The 22,284-nt window shown below is 74.3% G+C and carries 17 protein-coding genes; 13 read left to right on the forward strand and 4 right to left on the reverse strand.

Annotated elements, in window-relative coordinates:
- Positions 1–243 precede the first annotated feature (243 nt).
- The 9 genes from IF30_RS0134705 (at position 244) to IF30_RS0134745 (ending at position 12,050) form a co-directional block, all read left to right on the forward strand.
- On the forward strand, positions 244–1,653 hold the full coding sequence (locus IF30_RS0134705) for a sensor histidine kinase (protein WP_234322956.1): 1,410 nt from the start codon (positions 244–246) through the stop codon (positions 1,651–1,653).
- Positions 1,605–2,270 (forward strand): response regulator transcription factor, encoded by a 666-nt coding sequence (locus IF30_RS0134710; protein ID WP_030245978.1) that lies wholly within the window; start codon positions 1,605–1,607, stop codon positions 2,268–2,270. The genes IF30_RS0134705 and IF30_RS0134710 overlap by 49 nt, the downstream gene beginning before the upstream one ends.
- Positions 2,271–2,491: 221 nt before the next feature.
- On the forward strand, positions 2,492–4,156 hold the full coding sequence (locus tag IF30_RS49920; RefSeq protein ID WP_234322957.1) for a DUF2637 domain-containing protein: 1,665 nt from the start codon (positions 2,492–2,494) through the stop codon (positions 4,154–4,156).
- A 111-nt stretch (positions 4,157–4,267) separates the two neighbouring features.
- Positions 4,268–5,557, forward strand: a complete 1,290-nt coding sequence (locus IF30_RS0134720; RefSeq protein WP_030245983.1) for a DUF6986 family protein — start codon at positions 4,268–4,270, stop codon at positions 5,555–5,557.
- Positions 5,558–5,785: 228 nt separating this feature from the next.
- Positions 5,786–6,442, forward strand: coding sequence for a YigZ family protein (locus IF30_RS0134725; RefSeq protein WP_051711848.1), 657 nt, complete (start codon positions 5,786–5,788; stop codon positions 6,440–6,442).
- Positions 6,443–6,689: 247 nt separating this feature from the next.
- Positions 6,690–7,004 carry a cupin domain-containing protein gene (locus tag IF30_RS42450; protein ID WP_051711850.1) on the forward strand — a complete coding sequence of 105 codons (315 nt, stop codon included), beginning with the start codon at positions 6,690–6,692 and terminating at the stop codon, positions 7,002–7,004.
- 402 nt (positions 7,005–7,406) lie between these two features.
- Positions 7,407–9,173, forward strand: coding sequence for a hypothetical protein (locus tag IF30_RS0134735; RefSeq protein ID WP_158835734.1), 1,767 nt, complete (start codon positions 7,407–7,409; stop codon positions 9,171–9,173).
- A 114-nt stretch (positions 9,174–9,287) separates the two neighbouring features.
- Positions 9,288–11,030 (forward strand): restriction endonuclease, encoded by a 1,743-nt coding sequence (locus IF30_RS0134740; protein WP_030245990.1) that lies wholly within the window; start codon positions 9,288–9,290, stop codon positions 11,028–11,030.
- Positions 11,031–11,285: 255 nt separating this feature from the next.
- Positions 11,286–12,050, forward strand: coding sequence for a ZIP family metal transporter (locus IF30_RS0134745; RefSeq protein WP_030245992.1), 765 nt, complete (start codon positions 11,286–11,288; stop codon positions 12,048–12,050).
- An 88-nt stretch (positions 12,051–12,138) separates the two neighbouring features.
- On the opposite strand, the gene IF30_RS0134750 is transcribed toward IF30_RS0134745, so the two are convergent.
- Positions 12,139–12,684: a MarR family winged helix-turn-helix transcriptional regulator gene (locus tag IF30_RS0134750; protein WP_051711853.1), complete on the reverse strand. Its 546-nt coding sequence runs from the start codon at positions 12,682–12,684 to the stop codon at positions 12,139–12,141.
- Positions 12,685–12,850: 166 nt separating this feature from the next.
- Between IF30_RS0134750 and IF30_RS0134755 the strand changes: the two genes are divergently transcribed.
- On the forward strand, positions 12,851–13,183 hold the full coding sequence (locus tag IF30_RS0134755; RefSeq protein ID WP_037902170.1) for a DUF2218 domain-containing protein: 333 nt from the start codon (positions 12,851–12,853) through the stop codon (positions 13,181–13,183).
- Here the strand turns inward: IF30_RS0134755 and IF30_RS0134760 are convergent.
- Together IF30_RS0134760 and gabT are read right to left on the reverse strand one after the other, a co-directional pair.
- Complete coding sequence (locus IF30_RS0134760; RefSeq protein WP_030245998.1) at positions 13,156–13,812, reverse strand: phosphatase PAP2 family protein; 657 nt, start codon at positions 13,810–13,812, stop codon at positions 13,156–13,158. The two genes, IF30_RS0134755 and IF30_RS0134760, sit on opposite strands and share 28 nt — an antisense overlap.
- 574 nt (positions 13,813–14,386) lie before the next feature.
- A complete protein-coding gene (gabT, locus tag IF30_RS0134765; RefSeq protein WP_030246000.1) occupies positions 14,387–15,742 on the reverse strand; it encodes a 4-aminobutyrate--2-oxoglutarate transaminase in 1,356 nt (451 codons plus the stop codon).
- 241 nt (positions 15,743–15,983) lie between these two features.
- On the opposite strand from gabT, the gene IF30_RS0134770 reads away from it, so the two are divergent.
- The 3 genes from IF30_RS0134770 to IF30_RS0134780 all read left to right on the forward strand — a co-directional run bounded on the left by IF30_RS0134770 (position 15,984) and on the right by IF30_RS0134780 (position 21,433).
- Positions 15,984–18,074 carry a hypothetical protein gene (locus IF30_RS0134770; RefSeq protein ID WP_051711854.1) on the forward strand — a complete coding sequence of 697 codons (2,091 nt, stop codon included), beginning with the start codon at positions 15,984–15,986 and terminating at the stop codon, positions 18,072–18,074.
- A 153-nt stretch (positions 18,075–18,227) separates the two neighbouring features.
- Complete coding sequence (locus IF30_RS0134775; protein ID WP_030246003.1) at positions 18,228–19,796, forward strand: PucR family transcriptional regulator; 1,569 nt, start codon at positions 18,228–18,230, stop codon at positions 19,794–19,796.
- Positions 19,797–19,990: 194 nt separating this feature from the next.
- Positions 19,991–21,433: an aldehyde dehydrogenase family protein gene (locus IF30_RS0134780; protein ID WP_030246004.1), complete on the forward strand. Its 1,443-nt coding sequence runs from the start codon at positions 19,991–19,993 to the stop codon at positions 21,431–21,433.
- A 151-nt stretch (positions 21,434–21,584) separates the two neighbouring features.
- Here the strand turns inward: IF30_RS0134780 and IF30_RS0134785 are convergent, their stop codons facing one another.
- Entirely contained in the window at positions 21,585–22,253 is a 669-nt protein-coding gene (locus tag IF30_RS0134785; RefSeq protein ID WP_030246006.1) for an NAD(P)-binding oxidoreductase, read from the reverse strand.
- Positions 22,254–22,284 lie beyond the last annotated feature (31 nt).

Genomic DNA, 22,284 nt, shown 5'->3' on the forward strand with positions numbered 1-22,284 from the left:
ACTGCAGGGGGGACCCTGTGGGAGAGTAGGACGCCGCCGAACAATTCTTCAGAAGAACCCCCATCCGGGATCCGGATGGGGGTTCTTCGCATTTCCGGATCTTCTTGGCGGGTCAGTGTTGCTGCGTCCACCACCAGGTAGACCTAGGTCCACCTCGGAATTGGGGTGTCACGGCCAGTGTGGTGGGCGGGGGGTTCGTGAACACTGATGGAGGACGATCGGTACCGGCATCAGGAGCTTCGCGTGACAACAGTGAGTCGTACGAGCGGCACGTCCGTACGTGCTCAGACCCAAGCGGCCTTCGCAGCGGGCGGTGAGGGGCTGGCGCGGCTGGTCGTCCTGGTGGTGTCGGCGGTGCCGGGGTTCGTGCTTCCGGTGGGGGCGGCCGTTCTCTCGGGTGTGATCGCTGCCCAGCTCCTGCAGGACTACTTCCCGCCGGCCTTCGTCGGGGTCGTGACGGCGGGGATCGTCGTCGTCGCGGTGGGGGCGTTCCATGTCCGTAGCACCGCGAACCGCACGCGCGGGCAGTTGGCGCGCTGGTTCGGCGTGCGTCTGCCGGCGGCCTACGAGCCGCGGCCGGAGCTGGAGTCGGACGCCCGCGGGCACTGGTGGACGGGGTACTCGTACCATCGCTCGCGGACGGTGGCGAAGTACGTGCAGGTGGTCCGCTGGGGGCTGGGGGACCGGACCACCCGGGCCGAGCTGGCCTGGCTGGTGGTGAACCCGTTCCTGGTGCTGGCGGTGGTGGGCCCGGTCGTGGCCCTGTTCGTGCTGGGCGTCGCCTTCACCGTGACGGGTCCGGTGCCCGCCGACGGGACGGGCCCGCTGAGCGGCGAGATGAGTTCCCACCTGCTGGGCACGGCACTCGGCGGTGCCACGATCCTCGTCGGGATACTCGGGGCGCCGTTCGCGGCGCGCGCCTACGCGGAGGTCGCCCGCCGGGTGCTCGACCGGGACGGCCGGTCGACGAACGCCCAGCTGACCAGGCGGGTCGCCGAGTTGACGGAGACGCGGGCGGACGCGGTGGGCAACCAGGCGGCCGAACTGCGGCGGATCGAGCGGGACCTGCACGACGGTGCGCAGGCGCGGCTGGTCGCGATCGGAATGACGCTGGGCACCATCGAGCACCTGATGGACACCGATCAGGGGGCGGCCCGGGAGCTGCTGGCCGAGGCCCGGCAGTCCTCGGCCAGGGCGCTCCAGGAGCTGCGGGACCTGGTCCGCGGGATTCACCCGCCGGTGCTCGCCGAGCGAGGACTGGGCGATGCCGTCCGGGCGCTGGCGCTGGACAGCGCCCTGCCGACCGAGGTCTTCGTGAGTCTGCCGGACCGGCCGCCGGCGCCGGTGGAGGCCGCCGTGTACTTCAGCATCTGCGAACTGCTGGCGAACGCGGCCAAGCACTCGGGGGCGGAGCAGGTGTGGGTGGACATCCTGTACCGCGCCGGCTTCCTGCGGGTCACGGTGACGGATGACGGCGTGGGTGTGGCGGATCCCTCGCGGGGGACCGGCCTGCGCGGGATCGAGAAGCGATTGGGTACCTTCGACGGTGTCCTCGCCATCGACAGCACGTCGGGCGGTCCCACCACCATCACCCTGGAGTTGCCGTGCGAGTTGTCCTCGCCGAGGACCTCTACCTCCTTCGCGAAGGCCTGATCCGGCTGTTGGAAGCGCACGGCTTCACCATCGCCGCGGCGGTGGAGACCGGACCCGAACTGCTGGACGCGCTGCTCACCCACCGCCCGGACGTCGCCGTGGTCGACGTCCGGCTGCCCCCGACGCTCACCGATGAGGGACTTCAGGCAGCGCTCAAGGCACGCCGGGAGATCCAGGGGCTTCCGGTGTTGGTGCTGTCGCAGCACGTCCAGCAGTTGTACGCAAGGGAGTTGCTGGCCGACGGCACGGGCGGGATCGGATACCTGTTGAAGGACCGGGTGTTCAACGCCGGGCAGTTCATCGACGCGGTCCGCCGGGTGGCGGCGGGCGGGACGGCGATGGACCCGGATGTGATCGCCAAGCTGATGCAGACCACCTCGCGTCGGCCCGGTCCGCTGCTGCGGCTGTCCCCGCGTGAGCGTGAGGTGCTGGAGCTGATGGCCGAGGGCTGTTCCAATTCGGCGATCGCCGGCCGCCTGTCGGTGAGCGACGGCGCGGTGGCCAAGCACATCGCCAACATCTTCACCAAGCTCGAACTCGCCCCAGCCGAGGACGCCAACCGGCGAGTGCTGGCCGTGCTCACCTATCTCAACGGTACGGCGGGGCCGAGCCACTGACGGTCCGACCGGATCCGGCGGCGCAGGCCGCACCGTACCGGGGCTGCATTTCTGCCCTCGACCGTGACACCCCAGGCTGCGGGAACGCTTAAACAGGTGTACGAGTAAACTCCGGTGGGCCGAGCCCGGAGGTTGCTGAGCCGTCCGGCGGCCCGACCAGCGGGACCAGGCAGTCGAGGCAGCGTACGGCCGCAGCCGACATCCAGGGGTTGATAGACGTAATGGCACGCCCAACGCTCACCAAGGCCCATCGCGGCCTGCTCGGCCTGGTCGCGGCCGGCGCCTGCATCATCTCGGGCATCGGTTTCGCGGGCTCGTACAACGCGGTGCGTGAGCTGGCCCTGGAGAAAGGTTTCGGCGCTTTCTCCTACGCCTTCCCGATCGGCGTAGACGCGGGCATCGTCGTCCTCCTCGCGCTCGACCTGGTGCTGACCTGGCTGCGCATCCCCTTCCCGATGCTGCGCCAGACCGCCTGGCTGCTGACCGTCGCCACCATCGCCTTCAACGCGGCCGCCTCCTGGGGCGACCCGCTCGGCATGGGGATGCACGCCGTCATCCCGGTGCTGTTCGTGGTCGTGGTCGAGGCCTCCCGGCACGCGGTCGGCCGGATCGCGGCGATCACAGCCGACCGCCACATGGAGTCGGTCCGAGTGATGCGCTGGCTTCTCTCCCCGGTGCCGACCTTCCGGCTCTGGCGGCGGATGAAGCTCTGGGAGCTCCGCTCCTACGACGAGGTCATCCGACTGGAGCAGAACCGCCTGGTCTACCGGGCCCAGCTTCGCTTCCGCTACGGGCGCGGCTGGCGCCGCTCGGCGCCGATCCAGGCCCTGCTGCCGCTCAAGCTCGCCAAGTTCGGCGTCCCGCTGGACCCGTCCCTGCTCGACCGGCTGGACGGGGAACTCGGCCGGAGCGGTCAGACCGGCGACCCCGCCGCCACCGAGGCGCCGGCGCAGCAGGACACGCGGGAGCTCGGAGTCCCGGCCGGCCGCGCGGCCGGGATCGCTCCGGTCGCCGGCGCCCCGACCGGTCAGCCGCAGCAGCTCGCGCACCCCCGGCCCCAGTCGGGACCGCTCCCGGCTGCAGCGCAGGCCCCGGCCCCAGCCCCGGCACAGGCCGCACCGTCCACCCCTGCGGCCGTGGCGCCGCTGCCCGCCGAGGTGGCCGCGCCCATGCTGGCCAAACTGGCCGCCGTCCGACTGCGCGCAGCACAGGAGCCGGAGGCGGCGCCCGAGGTGGCCCCGCAGCTGCGCCGCGAGGAGGTGAACGTCTGGACCGAGCGCCCCGTCCGCACCACCGGTCACCCCACCGACGCCGCCCCCGGCGGGCGCGTGCCAGGCCAGGCCTCGCCGTGGTTCAAGCCGCCGCGTCCGGTGGCGGAGGAGGCCGCCGGAGCCTCCGCTCCTGCCCCTGCCTCGGAGGTGTCGCCCCGGCCGCAGACCCAGTCGGCCGCGACCCCGCAGCAGCCGAGTCCCCAGCAGCCGACCCCGCAGCAGCCCACCGCTTCCCAGCGGCCGGAGCACGCCGTCGAGCCGCCCCAGCACCCGCAGTCCCGTCAGGCCCGCCAGCCGGAGCGGTCGGAGCAGTCGGGTCAGGCCGAAGCGCTGGTCCCCGCCGAGGAGCCCGTCCAAGCCGATCAAGCCGATCGAGCCGATCAGCCCGAACCCCTTCCGGCGCCCTCGCGCATCGACCCGGACCTCGCCTACGAGGCGCTCGTCTCGTACATGGACATGCACGGCCACCAGCCCGACCCGCAGCGCCTCGCCGACTGGCTGACCAGGGAGTACGGCGTCACCGGCAAGGGCCCCGACGGCTCGGTGCACCCGAAGGAGGTCGCCGAGCTCTTCCCGGAGCTGCGCGACCGCTACGTCGCCGCGGGGAGGGACTGACCGGGGGGAACCACCGTCCGGTGACCGGTCGGCCATTGACGGCCGGCCCGGCCGGAGCTACCTTCGCCTCAACAAATTGTTGAAGCGCTGGTTCGGCATGGAGGAGTGCGGATGTCGCAGGTCGAGGTCGACGGAAGCGGGCCGACGGGCGGGGCCTCCTTCTCCACCGCTGCCCGCGCCGCCGTGGAAGCGCTGCTCACCCCGGTCGACGCCGACCTGGCGCGCCGCTACCCGGGCGACTCCGGCACCCGGCAGCCGGTGCACACCGTCTACGTCCCGGCCGACGCCTTCGCCGCCGACACCGTCCGGGAGTGGGGCCGCCAGGCCCTGGCAGCCTTCGACACCCACGCCGGCACACCGGCCGAGCTGGCCCGCGCCCTCGGCGTCCCCGACGACGAACTGCTGGCCGACGTCCACGCCAGGGTCCGGGCCAAGCTGGAGCGCGAGCCGGTCGAGGACCTGCGGGTCGACTTCGAGGACGGCTACGGCCCCCGCCCCGACGCCGAGGAGGACGCCGCCGCCGTCCGGGCCGCCGAGCTGGTCGCCGCAGCGGTGGCCGAGGGCAGCGCCCCGCCGTACGTCGGCATCCGGATCAAGTGCATGGAGGCGCCGGTCCGCGCCCGCGGCATCCGCACCCTGGAGCTCTTCCTCGCCACCCTGCTGGCCGGCGGCGGACTCCCCGACGGCCTCGTCCTGACCCTGCCCAAGGTGACGTACGCCGAGCAGGTCACCGCGCTGGTCAGGCTGCTGGAGGACTTCGAGCGCCGGGCGGGCCTGGCCGCCGGCCGGATCGGCTTCGAGATCCAGATCGAGACCACCCAGGCCATCCTCGGTCCGGACGGACGGGCCACCGTGGCCCGGATGATCGAGGCCGCCGAGGGCCGCGCCACCGGCCTGCACTACGGCACCTTCGACTACAGCGCCGCCTGCGGCGTGGGCGCGGCCTACCAGAGCATGGACCACCCGGCCGCCGACCACGCGAAGGCGGTCATGCAGGTGGCCGCCGCCGGCACCGGCGTCCGGCTCTCCGACGGATCGACCAACGTCATCCCGACCGGTCCCACCGAGCAGGTGCACGCCGCCTGGAAGCTCCACCACGACCTGGTCCGACGCTCCCTGGCCCGCGCCTACTACCAGGGCTGGGACATGCACCCGGCGCACCTGCCGACCCGTTACGTCGCGGTGTACTCCTTCTACCGCGAGGGCCTGGCGGCCGCCGCCGCCCGGCTGACCGCGTACGTCGCCAAGGCGGGCGGCGACGTGATGGACGAGCCGGCCACCGCCCGGGCCCTCAGCGGCTACCTGCTGCGCGGCCTGGACTGCGGCGCCGTCGACCTCGCCGAGGTCACCGCCCTGACCGGCCTGGACCGCGAGCGGCTGAACGCCCTGGCCGGCCGCTGAACCCTCCACCGGCCGGCCACGGAACCACCCGGCCACGGAACCACCCGGCCCCGTGACCACCGGCCCGGCACCCGACCCTGCGGCCACCCGGCGCCGCGGCCACCTCGCTCCGGCCGCCGCACCGGGCCGCAGATTCGTCGACCGTGCGCCAACTAGGCTGGCGGTGCCGCCCCGGGGATCCGGGGTGTGCGCCGCCAGCCTTCGCCGTCCCCGGGAGAACCACCGCGCATGTCCGCCACGCCGGAGCCCAGCGCCAGGCCGTACCTCACCATCCGGCAGGCCGGCAGCCACGAGATCGAGATCAAGAAGTCCCGGTTCATCTGCCACCTCGCCCGGGTCGCCGACGAGGAGGAGGCACAGGCCTTCATCGCCGGCATCCGCAAGCAGTACTGGGACGCCAGGCACAACTGCACCGCCTTCGTGGTCGGCGACGAGCAGCGCCGCGAGCGCTCCAGCGACGACGGCGAACCCGGCGGCACGGCCGGGGTGCCGATGCTGGAGGTGCTGCGCCGGCGCGGCCTGACCGACACCGTGGCCGTGGTCACCCGCTACTTCGGTGGGATCAAACTCGGCGCCGGCGGCCTGGTGCGGGCGTACGGGAGCGCGGTCTCGGAGGCACTGGACGGCATCGGCGTGCTGGAGCGGCGGCCGGTCGCGCTGCTCGCCGTGACCGTGGGCCACGTCCGGGCCGGGCGGGTGGAGAACGACCTGCGGGCGGCGGGATACGTGGTGAGCGACCTGGCCTACGAGGCGGCCGGGGTGCGGATCGAGGTGGGCGTACCGGAGCCGGAGGTGGCGGACTTCCACACCTGGCTGGCCGAGGCGACCGGCGGCACCGCGGTGGCGGTCCCGGCCGGCCGCACCTACGTCGAGGTGCCGGTCTGAGCGACCGGCCCGGCGGACGCCGCCCCAATCCGTCGCCGCCCCGGTCCGGCGGCGCTGGGCCCCGGCTGCGAGTGGCCTGTCTGCGCGCCGGGTTTCGGACAGACATCAAGCCACCTCGCCACCGGCCCGTTTCGGTGCCGCGAGGCTCTGTCTAGCCTGAACCGGCCGCCCGCCGGGAGCCTTCCGCCGGGAGCCGCTCGCCGGCCCCGGCTTTCTCCCGCCCCTACCCCCGCAGGAAGCCGCCGCGATGCCCGTCGTCCAGACCATCACCCTGCTGCCGGGTGCCAGCACCGGCTGGCACTACCACCCGGGGCGGGTCGACGTGGTGGTCCTCTCCGGGACGCTGACCCGGACCCTGCACGACGGCCGGGTCGAAATCAGCCGGGCGGGGGACTCCCTGGTCGAGGAGGCGGGGCCGGTGCACGTGCACGTCGGCCGCAACCTCGGCACCGAACCCGTGGTACTGATCGCGAACTACGCCGCCCCGACGGGCCGTCCGCTGGCCGTGCCGGTCGCCGAGCCCGCCTGGAGTCGAAGCGCCGGCGGTCCCGACGGGGCCTGAGCAGGCCTTCCGGGCTCCGGCCCGGCCCACCCGAGGAAGCCCGCGGGCGGATCGTACGGGGCGGCCGGCGGTGATCCGGCCCGTCCGCAGCGGCCCGGGGCGGGGTGCTTCCCGTAGCCCAGGCCCCGCGCCGCGCGGACGACGGCTTGAGGAGATTCACCCGAACGTAGTGTCGTGGCCCCGAGTTGGAACTTCCGCTCCCGGCTGTGGCGTTTCCTGGGCAAGGATCCGGCGGAACCGGACGAAACCCATCGATGGAGGACACAGGACCCCACCCCGCACCACGGAGGTATGCGCATGGCCTCAAACCGTTCGACCTCGAATCGCCCGACCTCGCACCGCTCCCGCTCGCACACCGGCGCCGGACTTCCCGGCCCCGACGGTCCCGCGACGCCCTACCGGATGACCGTCACCACGGCCCTCCCGCACGCCGAGGCCCTCGCCCTGGCGGATGAACAGCTCGCCGCCTGGCTGAAACAGGAGGGCTACGAGGAGCCGCCGTCCGCCCTCCACCCCGATCCCGCCCGGCCGGATCCCGCCGTTCCGAATCCCCTCGCTCAGGCGTCGGGCGTGCCGGGCCACGTCGAGCGGCTCCGCCTGGGCGAGCGCGTCCTGCTCGACCGCGACCACGGCCCGCTGCGCGGCGGTCCGGGCGCCGGCCGCTACGACCGCCGCAGACTGCGCACGCCGGCCCCGCACGGCACCCGGCAGCTGACCCTCACCGTGGCCACCGCGGCCGGCGGCCCCACCTGGGTCCGGCTGGAGGCCGAGACGCACAGCACGGGCAACGGCGTGCGCACCCCCTGCCGGGTGCCGGTGCCCGAGCTCGCCCGCACGCTCCTGCCGCTGCTCGACGCCACCGACGGCCCGGCCGACGTCCACGTCGCGCCCCGGGTGATCACTGCCGACGCGGTGGACGCCCTGATCGACGAGCTGTGCGACCCGGAGCGCCGACTGCCCATCGTGGTCGCCAGCGTCCCGGTGAACCTCCCGGTCGACGACTGGGCCGAGGACGTGGTCGGCCCGCTCTGCCACCAACTGCCCGGCCTCGCCACCGCCTACGTACTGGATCCCGGCGCCCGGACGGTGTTCAACGTCGCGCTGGAGTTCCACACCGTCTACGGCGGCGCGGTGCGCACCTACCTGCCCGAGGTCGACCCGGCCTCCCGGCAGGACGGCGCCCGGCATCCGGTGCTCGCCCGGGGCCGAATAGAGGAGGACCTCCGCCGCGCCGCCGGGCTGCTCGCCCGCGAGCCGCGCCGCCTCGCCGCCGACCAGCCGCTGCCGCCGCCGCTGGCGGCCGTCCCGGTGCTGCGCGTCCCGCAGGCGCGACTGCGCCGGGCCGCCGAGCCCGCTGTCGACCCGGCCGCCTCGGCGCCGGGAGCGGACCAGGACGCCGCCCGCGCCGAACTGGCCGCGCTCGCCCACGAGGAGCAGCAGGACCGCGCCGAGCAGCAGGCCAGGGCCGACGAGTTGGAGCAGGTCCGGCGCACCCTGCGTCTGGAGCGCCGCGAACGCCGGGAGCGGGGCCAGGTCCGCGAGGGGCGTGACGGCCGGGACGCCCGGGAGGGTCGGATCCGTTCCGGCGCCCGCGCCCTGACGGGCCGTCACTGCAGTACCTCGGGCAGCGGCCCGGCCGCCGGGCAGTACTCCGCAGCCCAGCCCTCCGGTCGCCGGGGAAAGCCCGAAACCTTCACCGAACTCATGGCCAGACTGGGCGAGTTCCCCCTGCTGAGCTTCACCGGGGACCAGAAGAGCGCGTTCGCCCTGGACGACCTGCAGCGCTCCGGCGCCGGCTGGGCCCGGCTCGCCTGGGACGGCCTGACCGCCCTCCAGGAGTACGCGGAGGCGGCCGTGCGCGGCGCGGCCGGCGGGGACTTCAAGCAGTGGTGCGAGCGCACGCCCGAGGGCTGCCACCGCTTCCCGCCCCGCAAGGCCGTGCGCGGCGAGTCCAGGACGGTCTTCAGCCACACCAAGTGGAAGCGCGAACGGATGCTGCCGGTGCCGGAATGCGTGGACGCCTCCCGGCGCGCGTTCATGGGCGCACACCTGCGGATCGGCGGCGGCCGGACGGCGCCCCGGCTGCACTACCTGGACGACTGCTCCGGCAGCGGCCGGATCTACGTCGGCTACATCGGCCTGCACCTGACCAACACCCGTACCAACTGACCGGCTTGGCTGACCGCCGCGCCCGTTCGGGGGACAATGGCCGGCAGGGGCGGGTCGGCGTGGTCGCCGACCGCCCCTGGCAGGCGCCGGACGAGCATGGGGGAACGACGACCGATGCAGCACTCAGCAGACGGCCAGTCCGACGGCACCGCCACCGTCCGGTTCCCCCAGCCGGGCTTCCTCGCCTCGGTCTTCCGCGACCTCGGCGTCGACGGGACAACGGAGCCGGACGGTGACGGCCCGTCCGTTCCGGGCCCCGCCGGCGCCGTGGGCCGGGGCGGAGCGAGCCACCGCACCGCGGATCCCGGCGCCACGGGCCAGGGCACTGCGGACCCCGGCACCGCGGACCGGGGTGCCGCCGACTCCGGGCCCTCCTCCTCCGGGCCCGCCGACCCGGAGGAGGCCGTCGCGGCGCACGCCCGGGCCGCCGCCCTGACCCACCACCGCACCGTCACCGTCCGGGCCGAGCACGACCGGCTGGCCGACCTGCTGCGGCGGGCCGCCCTGCCCGTCTCGGCCATGGACTTCGAAAGCCAGCTGCGCCACTACGAGCGCCGCCCCTACCAGGCCGACGGTCCGGACACCGCCGAGGACCAGGAACCCCGCTGGGAGCACTTCGCGCCCGCCGGTCCGGCCTCGGCCGACCCCGACAGCGGCCCGACCCGCCGTCTGCTCGACTCCGGCTACCAGCGCGAACTCGCCCAGGCCCGGCTCGCCCACCAGCGTGCCCTGCGCGAGTGGCGCACCCGCCACGCCGAGGCCGGTCGGCCGGCCGTCGACGAGTCCCGGCGCGCCCACGAAGCCGCCGAGGAGGCCCGCGCCCGCGCCGTGCGCGAGTACAACGACAGCCTGGAGGAGTGCCGGCGGGCCTACCGGCTGGCCGAGCCGGCCGCGGTGGAGTCCCTGCTCGAACGGGCGCTGGCCGCCGCGGAGACCGCCACCCAGGATCTGCCTGCCCCCTGCCGGGCGGTGTTCCGGCCGCTCACCCGCACCGCTGTCCTGGACCTCGACCTGCCGCCGCTCGATCTGGTGCCCTCGCTCACCGGCTACCGGCTCGCCCCGGACGGCGACATCGTCCCGGTGCCGCGCCCGCCGGCCGACCGGGCCACCGACTACCTGCGGCTGGTCGCCCGGCTCGCGCTGCGCGCCCTGCAGGCCGCCGACGCCGTCGACACCGACGAGATACTCGCGGGCGTCGTCCTCAACGGCTGGCTGCGCGAGTCCGGTGCCGCCGAGCCGCTCTGCCTGCTGAGCGTGGACGCCGACCGCGACGCACTGGCCCGCACCCGGCTGCTGCCGCCGGACACGCCGTACGAGGAGCACGACGACGAGGGCGTCTACGCCGACGCCGAGCAGGACGAGGCGCTGGTCCGGCTGCGCCACCTCGGCGCCGCCGTCACCCCGGACCCGTACGGCCGGGTGGGCGTCGAGCCGGCCGCCCGGGCCGGAGCCGCCGTGCCGGCCGCCCCCGACCTGTCCGCCAACGAGTTCGCCCAGCTGGTGCGCGACCTGCTCACCCGGGGCGGGCTCGCCGAGTGGAGCGTGCGGCTGCGCGGCCCGGCCGGGCTGGTCGCCACCGGTGAGGGCGCCCCGGGCAGCGCGCTTCCGGGCCGCTGGGTGGTGTGGGCCTCCCGGGGCGCCGCACCGGTCACCGCCGAGCAGATCGCCACGCTGGCCGAGGCGGTCAGCGAGGAGTCGGCCGAGCGCGGCCTGCTGCTGACCACCGGTCACTTCACCGACGAGGCCCTGGACCTCACCGGTGAGGAGGGACACCGGCACATCCACCTGGTCGACGGCGACGGCGTCCGCGAACTCGCCCGCACCCACCTCGGCCTGCCGCTGACCGCCGGCCGCTGACCGTCGGGCGCTCCCACCTGCGAGATCACCCCGACGGCCCATCCGGCGGGCGTCCGGTCAGGCCCGGACCGAGGCTGGGAAACGGGCCCCGGCCGCGCCCGGCACCCCGGGCGACGACCGTCGAACGGCCGTCCGGTACGGTCGGCGGTCGGCCCGGCCACGGGCGGACCCCAGGGGGAGAGGAATGGGCAGAGCGCTCGGCAGCACACACGGCGGCACCGGCCATCCGGCCGCACCCACGGCGGAGGCGGCGCGATGACGGCCGTCCTGGTCGCCGCCGGGGCGTTCCTGATGACGCTGATCGGCGGCTTCGTCGCCCAGCGCACCGGTGACCGCCGCCACCTGGTGCTCGGCTTCGCCGCCGGACTGATGCTCGGCGTGGTCGCCTTCGACCTGCTGCCCGAGGCGATCCACCAGGCGCCGGGCGAGGTGCACGGCGTGCCGCAGGCGCTGCTGATGTTCGCGGCCGGATTCCTCGCCATCCACGTGGTCGAGCGCGCGGTCGCCATCCACCGCGGCCACGAGGGCGAGTACGCCGAGCACACCCACGGCCACCACCACGGGCACGCCCACACCGCCGGGCCCCAAGGCGTGGGGCTGACCGCCGCGCTGGCCCTGGTCGGGCACAGCGTGATGGACGGATTCGCGATCGGCGCCGCCTTCCAGGCCGGCAGCACGGTCGGCACCGTGGTGGCCATCGCCGTGGTCGCGCACGACTTCGCCGACGGCTTCAACACGTACACGATCACCCGGTTGTACGGGAACAACCGGCGGCGGGCCCTGGCCCTGCTCACGGCGGACGCGGTGGCCCCGGTGTCCGGCGCCGCGATCACCCTCGCGTTCACCATCCCGGAACACCTGCTCGGCCTCTACCTGGGCTTCTTCTCCGGCTTCCTGCTGTACCTGGCGACCTCCGACATCCTCCCGGAGGCGCACAGCCCGCACCCCTCGCGCAGCACCCTGCTGTGCACCGTCGCCGGGGTGGGCTTCATGTGGCTGGTGATCGGCTTCGCCGGCTGAGGCCGCCGTGCGACCGCCGGCCGCGCTGACGCGCTGCCCGTGATCGCCGGCCGCGCTGACGCGCTGCCCGTGATCGCCGGGACCGGGATCACCCCGCTGCGTCCGGGGGCGCCGACCGCCGGGGCGGCCCGGCTGCGAGGAAGCGGGCCTCGGCGGAACGCAGCACGCGCAGCAGCACCTCCTCGTCGTCGGGGCTGACCTCGCCGAAGTACTCCTGCGCCACCTCGTCCCGGACCTGCCCGATCCGCTCCACCGCCGCACGGCCGGCCCCGGTCAGCAGGATCCGCACCGCCCGCCGGTCGGCCGGGTCGGGACTGCGCTCGACCAGCCCGGCCTCCTCCAGGGCGTCGACCACGGTGGTGGCGGAGCGCGGGGCGATGTGCAGCTTGTCCGCGAGGTCGCTCAGCCGCATCGCCCGGTCCGGCGACTCGCAGCCGGGCACGTGGGCGAGCGTGCGCAGCGCCCGGGCCTGGCCGGGAGTGATGCCGTAGGGCTCCAGCCGCCAGCCGGTCTGCCGGCGGATCCGCTTGATCGCCCTGGTCATCGCGTCGGCCAGTTCGGCGGCGGTGTCGGGGGCGCCCGGCCGGGGGCCGGGGGAGGGGCCCGCCGGATCGTCGGTCGGCGTGGTGGTCATCGGCGGTCTCCTCGGCTGGTGTCCGGCCAAGCGTAGCGACCGGTCCGGGGCGCCCGGTCGTCGGTCGAAGACGCTCCGAGAAATATGTTGAGCTTAGCTCAGTATCTGGGCTAGCGTAGGCGCCAGTGAGGGGACCCTAACTCCCCTGCCCGACCCTGGAGGGCCCATGCCCACGTCCACCGCACGCGTCACCACCGACCGCTCCGGCCGCTACGCCAAGCAGCTCGCCGCCCACATGGGGCGCAAGATCGAGGCCGTCTACTCCGAGGAGACCGGCCGCGGCACCCTGGTCTTCGGCGCCGGCACCGCCACCCTGGACGCGCAGCCCGACGCGCTGCTGCTCACCGTCGAAGGCGAACGCGAGAACCTGCCCGGCCTGGAGGACGTCGTCGGCCGCCACCTCGTCCGCTTCGGCGCCCGCGACGAACTCGTCGTCGAATGGCAGCGCGACAACGGTGAGACCGGCCTGGTTCACCGCAACGACGACCCCGAGGCCTGACCCCGCGCGGCCCCCGGCCGCGGCAGCCACCGGTCGAGCACCCACAGCACCAGCACGGCCAGGCACCAACTCGCCACCACGTCCAACAGCCAGTGGAAGTCACTCCACACCAGCCCGGCACCCACCCCCAGCGCCAGCAGCACCGCGCCCGACGCCAGCCCCCGGACGGCGCCGGACCCCGCCACCCGGGCCAGCAACAGGGCCGCGACCCCGTACGAGACCGCCGCGGTCGCGGTGTGCCCGGACGGGTACCAGCCCCACTGCCCCGGAGCCACCGGCTCCCCCAGCGGCCCCGGCCGGGCGAACGCCGACTTCGCCGGAACCACCAGCAGCGGGATCAGGCCCGCCGTCAGCACCGCCACGGGCAGCGGCAGCCACCAGCGCCCGGCCCCGGCCCGGCGCCACCGCCAGGCGGCCAGGACGCCGGCCAGCACCAGCACCGGGATCGCCGGGACGCTGCTGCCCAGATCGGACAGGACATGGCCGAAACGGTCCGGCAGCGCACTCGCGAACTCCCCGCGGACCGCGTGCACGGCCCCGCGGACCCACCGGTCCAATCCCAGCAGCGGCCCGCCCACCGCCACCTGCCAGGACACCACCAGCAGCACCGCCGCAGCCACCACCGGCACGGCCGGCGACCGCGCCGCCCGGGCTGCGGCGGCCCGATCGGCGGTGGCTGCGCAGGCCCGGTCGGAGGCGACCCGGCCCCGGACAGCGGACAGCCGCCCCGGAGCAGGGGGGAGAGCTCCGGGGCGGCTCTGATGATCGCCGTTCCGCGCGCCCCGGGGGGTGTGGGTCGGACGGTCGGTCGATCGGCTTTCGGTACGCGCCGCCCCTCCCGGGGCGACCTGGTTGTCCTCGCGGCGCCCACGCGGGTCCTCCCCCGAGGGCGGCTCCGCGGACGGCTCCGCCAATGGCTGAGGCTCGCTGTCCATCTGTGATGACACTACGTCAACAGCCCTTCCGTACCGAGCGCCTTCAGCGATTCCGCACATCATCTTCACCCCCGGCCGGACAACCTCCGGGCCGTCCCGTCGATCATGCCCGGCCGTTGCGCCGGCCGTCGGCCCGGCCGCTCCCGAAGGGCCCCGCACCAGCCCCGGAGAACCGAACGGCCCGTGCGGACCAGAGGTCCCCACGGGCCGTTCAGCGCTGTCCGGACAACCCTCCGGCGGGGGTTCACCACCTGGCGGGCGGCACCGCTCAGACGGCGGCGAACGCACCCTCCAGGATGTCCAGGCCCTCGTTCAGGAGGTGCTCCGGCATGACCAGCGGCGGCAGGAAGCGCAGCACGTTGCCGTAGGTACCGGCGGTCAGCACCACCAGACCCTCGGCGTGGCAGGCCTTCGCGATCGCCGCGGTCGCCTCCGCGTCCGGCTCCTTGCCGCCCGGCTTCACCAGCTCCACGGCGATCATCGCGCCGCGGCCGCGGACCTCGCCGATGCTCACCCGGTCGGAGTGCGCGTACTTCTCCTGCAGCGCCCGCAGACGGCCCAGCATGACCTCGCCGATCCGCTGCGCCTTGCCGTTGAGGTCCTGCTCCTTCATGGTCTCGATCGCGCCCAGCGCCGCGGCGCAGGCCACCGGGTTGCCACCGTAGGTGCCACCCAGGCCACCCGCGTGCGCGGCGTCCATGATCTCGGCCCGGCCGGTCACCGCGGCCAGCGGCAGACCGCCGGCGATGCCCTTCGCGGTGGTGATCAGGTCCGGCACGACGCCCTCGTCGTCACAGGCGAACCACTGGCCGGTGCGGCAGAAACCGGTCTGGATCTCGTCCGCGACGAACACGATGCCGTTCGCCTTCGCGTACTCCACGATCGCCGGCAGGAAACCCTTGGCCGGCTCGATGAAGCCGCCCTCACCCTGGATCGGCTCGATGATGATCGCGGCGACGTTCTCGGCACCGATCTGCTTGTTGATGATGTCGATCGCCTGCGCGGCGGCCTCGGCGGCGCAGTTCTCCGCACCGGTCAGCCAGCGGTACGGGTAGGCCACCGGCACCCGGTAGATCTCCGGGGCGAACGGACCGAAGCCCTGCTTGTACGGCATGTTCTTCGCCGTCAGGCCCATCGTGAGGTTCGTACGGCCGTGGTAACCGTGGTCGAACACCACGACGGCGGTGCGCTTGGTGTACGCGCGGGCGATCTTCACCGCGTTCTCGACCGCCTCGGCGCCCGAGTTGAACAGCGCGGTGCGCTTCTCGTGGTCGCCCGGAGTCAGCTCGTTCAGCTGCTCGGCGACAGCCACGTAACCCTCGTACGGCGTCACCATGAAGCACGTGTGGGTGAAAGCGGCCAACTGCTCGCTCGCCCTGGCCACCACGGCCTCGGCACTGTTGCCGACGTTCGTCACGGCGATGCCGGAGCCGAAGTCGATCAGCGAGTTGCCGTCCACGTCCTCCAGCACACCGCCGTTGGCGCGGGACACGTACACCGGCAGGGTGGTGCCGACACCGGCCGCCACCGCACCCAGCTTGCGGGCCTGAAGCTCCAGCGACTTCGGACCGGGGATCGCGGTGACCAGGCGGCGCTCCTGCGGGAGCGGCGTTGCGGCGCTCATGGGGTTTCTCCAGACTTCTCGGCTCGGTGCTTCGCAGGCTACGGCCGCCCTCCCCGACCGGGCATGCGCCACTCGGTAGCAGTGCGCCGCCCGACTTGTCCGGCACGGCCAGCACCGGCGACACGACTACCCGCAGGCCCCGCTCCACTACCCTGAGCACGGGCGTGTCGCCGGTACGGCGGCATGGGTATGGCGGCACCGACGGCGGTCGGGCCGGGCGGGCGAGGGAGCGGGGCCGTACATGGCACGAGACGGGTCACACCACCACGGCGAGCGCACCGCCACCAGACCCCCGGCCCCCCTACCCCACCAACGGCCGGGCACGGCCCCGGACGGGTCCTTCGACCTCTCCACCTGGGCCTGCGCCCCACGCCCCGAAGCCGAACCGGGCATCTACCGGCTCGGCTACCGCCGGATCGACCCGGAGCGGGCGGAGGCGGCCAAGGTCGCGACCTGGCCGCTGCTGCTACGGGCGGGGCTCAACGCGGTGGTGGGGTGGTTTGCCTATCTCTACGGCACCCAGTTGCTGATGTACGTCCTCGTTTGGTTCGGCGGGCAGGCAGGCATCGGGCCGCTCGCGTCGCCGTCCGAAGCCGAAGCGATGTTCACGCTCCTGGTGGCCAACGTCCTGGTCCTCGGCATCGTCATCAAGGTCTTCGGCCGGATGGGCCGTTGGCCGGAGGTGTGGCGCCGGTACGCTGCCCCGTTGCTCTCGCGGGCGGTGACGCAGGAGGAGCAGGCCGAGGTGGACGCCCCGGCGGCCGACGTGGTGCGGCGGCAGGACCCGTGGGACGGGCTGCGGCAGGGCGGTGCCCGGGAGGCGGCCGCGCGGCTCGACGGGGAGGTCGTGGGGGACGTCGACTACGTACGGATCCAGCGCGCCTGGGAGTCGGCGCAGGCGGATCCGGTGTTCGTGCCCGCGTTCGCGGAGCAGGTGGCCGCCCGGGGTGCGGCGGCGTTCGCCCACCCGTCGGAGGCGCGTGAGCTGCCGGGCCGCGGAGAGGAGCACGATCTGCTGCTCGGCCAGGTCCGGTTGGGAACCGCGCAGGACGTGCCGAAGAACCCGTTGAGCCACCGGGCGTCCGGCTTCGCCCTGGATCCGGCGTTGCTGGGTACCTCGGTGTTGGCGGTGGGGCCGGCCGGGACGGGGAAGACCGCGCGGCTGGCCCGGCCGGTGGCCGAGGCCCTGTGCCTGCAGGCGTTGGCCGGCACGGCGTGCGCGGTGGTGGTGGGGGCGGCGGACGCCGATCTTGGCCCGGATGCCTGGTACGACGTGGTGATCGCGCCCGGGGACTCCTCCTCGGTGTACGGGCTGGACCTCTACGGTGCCGCGCAGAACCCCGACGAGGCGGCGGCCCGGCTGGCGGAGGCGCTGTTGCCGGACGAGCTGACGGCCCGCGCGGAGATTGCCCGCACCGCGTTGCAGCAGGTGGTGGGCCCGTTCCACGCCGGGTACGGCCGCTATCCGGGGGTGCGCGAGTTGAGGGCGCTGCTGGCCGGTGATCCGGACGCGTTGGCGGCCCTGGTGAAGGCGCTCGGTACGGCCGGCCGACTGGCCGTCCACGAGCGGGACCTGGAGTACCGCGAGCGTCAGCGTGACCGGGCGGACGACCCGGGGGCGCTGCTGGCGGACCGGCTGGCGCTGCTGGACCGGCCGGCCTTCGAGGGTGCTTTCGCGACCGACGGCACCGGCCGGCCGCCGTTCGCGATGCGGGTGCTGGACCACCCGCTGCGGGTTCGGGTGAAGCTGCCCGAGCGCAGTCATCCGGAGGCGGCCCGGATGCTGTCCCGGCTGGTGGTGGGGCAGTTCGTGCAGGCGGCCGGGGCGCGCGAGGACCGTTCGCTGTTCGCCGGCCTGGTGGTGGACGACGCCTCCGCGGCGCTGGACGCCGCCGCGGTGCGCGGGCTGCAGCGGATGCGTGGGGCGAACGCGGGCACGGTGCTGCTGCTGCGGACGCTGGTGGACCTGCCGGAGGCGCTGCGGGCGCCGCTGTTCGGCGCGGTCGGCTGCCGGATGGCGTTCCCGGGGATCGCGCCGTGGGACGGGCGGCTGTTCTCGGAGGCCTGGGGCACGCACCTGGTGCGGGAGACCGCGGTCACCCACACTCCCGACACCTCCGGTGGCGTGATACGGCGTGCGGGCCGGGTGGGGCGGAAGGCGTTGTCGGGGACGACGGCGCAGACGGAGTCGGTGACGACGCGGGAGGTGGAGCGGTTGCGGTGGTCGCCGTCGGACCTGGCGCATGCGTTGCCGGCGGGGCATGCGGTGGTGTCGTTGACGGCGGTTTCGGGGGAGCAGGTGCCGCCGTTGTTGGTGGATCTCCGGGGGTGAGGTGGGGGCGGGCCGGAAGTCGCCTTCGAGGTGGATTCGGCAGTGCGGGTTGTCCGGGGCGTCCATAATGAAGGGGAGAGACCCTCACCAGTCCCACGTCCCTCTCCTCGCCCGGCCGCAACGGCGCGGTCAGGTCGATCCTTCGAAGGTGCCATGCCCCCCACACTCGCCTCCGTCGTCCGCAACAGTTCGCTCCATCTGACGGTTCTCGCCGGGGCGGACCATCTGGAGCGGCCGGTCCGCTGGGTGCACACCAGTGAGCTGGACGACCCGACGCCGTTCCTCGAGGGTGGTGAGCTGCTGCTCACCACCGGGATCAAGCTGGGCCGTACGGCGGCGCAGTTGCAGGCGTACGTGCACCGGCTGGCCGATGCCGGGGTGGTGGGGCTGGGGCTCGGGGTGGGGTTGTCGCACACCGAGGTGCCGCAGCCGTTGGTGGACGCGGCGGCGCAGCGGGGGCTGCCGCTGTTGCGGGTGCCGGAGCCGACGCCGTTCATCGCGATCAGCAAGGTGGTGTCGGCGGCGCTGGCCGCGGAGCAGTACGAGGCGGTGACGACCAGTTTCGAGGCGCAGGAGGAGCTGACCCGGGCGGCGCTGGGCAAGGACGGCACGACGGCGGTGGTGCGTCGGCTGGCGGCGCGGCTGGGGGGCTGGGCGGCGCTGTACGACGGGTCCGGTGCGCTGTCGGTGGTGGCGCCGGACTGGGCGGCGCGCCGGGCGGGGCGGTTGGCGGCGGAGGTGGACCGGTTGCGTCGGCGGCCGGCGCCGTCGAGTGCCGCGTTGCAGGGGCGGGCGCCGGGGATAGACACGGCGGACGAGGACTACGTGGTGGTCCAGTCGCTGGGGGCGGACCGGCGGGCGCGGGGTTTCCTGGCGGTCGGGACCGAGGACCGGATCACCCCGACCGAGCGGTACGTGCTGAACGCGGCGGTGGCGCTGCTGACCTTGACGCTGGAGCGCTCGCGCGAGCTGCGGCAGGCGGAGGAGCGGATGGGCGCGGCGCTGCTGCGGATGGTGCTGGCGGGGGAGGTGGCGACGGCCCGGCAGGTGGCGGTGGGCCTGTTCGGCGGCATGCCGGAGGGGACGATAAGGGTCCTGGTGGCGGGGGCGGGGCCGACGAGTGGGGATGCCGCCGAGGCGCTCGGGGAGTTGGGCGATCGGGCGGAGCAGGCGGGTGCCCGGGTGGGCGAGAAGCTGCTGGTGGCGCGGGAGGACGGCGCGCACGGCTTGCGGTTGATGGTGCTGGCGCTGGACAACGGCGCGGTGCACCGGGCGTGTCTGGGCGCGGTGGAGGAGCACGAGGGGTTGTCGCTGGGTGTTTCGGCGCCGGCCGCGCTGGAGGAGGCCGGGACGGCGTACGCGCAGGCCGAGCGGGCGTTGGCGGTGGCGCTGCGTGGTGGCCGGCGGTCGGTGGACCACGAGGAGGTCGGCGCGGGTTCGCTGCTGCCGCTGCTGGGCGAGGACGCGGTGACGGCGTTCGCGGAGGGGCTGTTGCGGCCGTTGCGCGAGCACGACCGGACGGCGCGCGGCGATCTGGTGGCTTCGCTGCGGGCGTGGTTGTCGAGGCACGGCCAGTGGGACGCGGCGGCGGCCGATCTCGGGGTGCACCGGCACACGCTGCGGTACCGGATGCGGCGGGTGGAGGAGTTGCTGGGTCGTTCGCTGGACGACACGGATGTGCGCATGGAGCTGTGGCTGGCGCTGCGCTCCGGCGAGGAGTAGGGGAGCCGGGAGTCCCGGCAGCGGGGTGGACGGCAAGCGGGTGGACGGCGGCCGCGCCTGGACGCGGTGGAGTGGCCTCGGCGCCGAACGCTCCTAGTCGGCCAATCCGGTCGGCGCGTCGGCGCCCCTACCCTCGGGTTCTGGTCCCACGTCCGTGCGGGCCGTACGACGACGAGGAGAGGGCCGGTACCACGGTGACCACCACGTACGATTTCTGGCTGGCCGGCCGCCGGGCGAGCGGTGACGCCGACTTCGAGGTGCGCAACAGCTGGGACGGCCGTCTGGTCGGCAGGGTGAGCGTTCCGACCGAGGCTCAGGTCGAGGAGGCGCTGGACGCCGCCGTCGCCGCGCTGCCGGTGTTCGCCGCCACTCCGGCGCACCAGCGTGCCGCCGCCCTGGACCACGTGGCCAAGCGGCTGGCCGAGCGCGCCGAGGAGATCGCCCAGCTGATCACCGCGGAGAACGGCAAGCCGATCAAGTGGGCTCGCGGCGAGGTCGGCCGCGCGGTGTCGGTCTTCCGCTGGGCCGCCGAGGAGGCGCGCCGCACCAACGGCGAGACCATGCGCCTGGACACCGACCCGGGCGGCGTGGGCCGTTTCGCGGTGGTTCGCCGGTTCCCGCGCGGTGTGGTGCTGGGCATCGCGCCGTTCAACTTCCCGCTGAACCTGGTCGCCCACAAGGTCGCCCCGGCGATCGCGGTCGGTGCCCCGATCATCCTGAAGCCGGCTCCGGCGACGCCGCTGTCGGCGATGGTGCTGGGCGAGATCCTGGCCGAGACGGACCTGCCGGCCGGCTCCTGGTCGATCCTGACGGTGCCGAACGACCGGATGCCGGCGCTGGTGCAGGACCCGCGTCTGCCGGTGATCTCGTTCACCGGTTCGGACAAGGTCGGCTACCAGATCATGGACTCGGTGCCGCGCAAGCACTGCACCCTGGAGCTGGGCGGCAACGCCGCGGCCGTGGTGCTCGCCGACTGGTCCTCGGAGGCCGACCTGGACTGGGCGGCGACCCGGATCGCGATGTTCGCCAACTACCAGGGCGGGCAGTCCTGCATCTCGGTGCAGCGGGTGGTGGCCGACGCGTCGGTGTACGACGCGCTGGTGGAGAAGGTCGTGGCCAAGGTCAAGGCCCAGGTCACCGGTGACCCGAACGACGACGCGACGGACGTCGGCCCGCTGGTCGACGAGAACGCCGCCAAGCGGGTGGAGTCCTGGGTGGAGGACGCGGTCGCCAAGGGCGCCAAGGTGCTGACCGGCGGTACCCGCGAGGGCGCGACCTTCGCCCCGACCGTGCTGGCCGAGCTGCCCGCGGACGCGATCCTGGCCAAGGCCGAGGTGTTCGGCCCGGTCCTGTCGCTGCACCGGGTCGACGGCGTGGACGAGGCCTTCGCGGCCGTCAACGACTCGGCGTTCGGCCTGCAGGCGGGCGTGTTCACGCACGACCTGCAGACGGCGTTCCGGGCGCACCGGGAGCTGGAGGTCGGCGGTGTGATCATCGGCGACGCGCCGTCCTACCGCGCCGACCAGATGCCGTACGGCGGGGTCAAGGACTCGGGTGTCGGCCGTGAGGGCGTCAAGTACGCGATGGACGACTACACCGTCGAGAAGGTCCTGGTGCTCACCGGCCTCGACCTCTGACCGGCTTCGCACTCCGGCGGGCGGCGACCTCCGACCGGCTTCGCACTCCGGCGGGCGGCGGCCGCTGACCGATCCCGCCCCCTGACGGGGTGGATCACCGAAAGCGCGGCTGACGCAGGGCCCGGTTCCTCGAACCGGGCCCTGCTCGGGTTCAGCCGTCGTGTCCGGCCGCGGCCGAGACGGCTTCCTCGACGGTGGCGTTCCCGGCGACCAGTTCGAGGGTCAGTCCGGCGGTGCCGGGCTCGTGGAGCAGGGCGGCGAGGACGGCGGCGACGTCGGCCCGGTCCACCGCGCCGCGCCCGACCGAGGGGGCGAGGCGGACCAGCCCGGTGCCGGGTCCGTCGGTGAGCCGCCCGGGGCGCAGCACCGTCCAGTCCAGCGTGGTCCGGGCCCGGATCGCGTCGTCGGCGGCGCCCTTGGCCCGCAGGTAGGTCTCGAACACCTCGTCGGCGGGGTGGTGGGCGTCGGCGGCGGCGCCCATCGAGGAGACGATCACGTACCGGCGGACGCCGGCGAGTTCGGCGGCGTCGGCGAGCAGGACGGCGGCGTCGCGGTCGACGGTGTTCTTGCGGGCGGTTCCGCTGCCCGGTCCGGCGCCGGCGGCGAAGACCACCGCGTCGGCGCCGGCCAGCAGTTCGGCCAGCTGGGGGGCGGTGGTGGCCTCCAGGTCGAGCAGCAGCGGCTCGGCTCCGGCGTCGATCAGGTCCTGGGCCTGTTCGGGGCGGCGGATGATCCCGGCGGGGCGGTCGCCGCGTTCGGCGAGCAGCCGTTCCAGTTTCAGCGCGATCTGTCCGTGGCCTCCGGCGATGACGGTACGCATGGCTCCGACGGTAGCCGGTGGGGCGCCGGGT

It is taken from the genome of Streptomyces sp. NRRL S-350 (assembly GCF_000719705.1).
In the GTDB taxonomy this organism is placed as follows: Bacteria; Actinomycetota; Actinomycetes; order Streptomycetales; family Streptomycetaceae; genus Kitasatospora.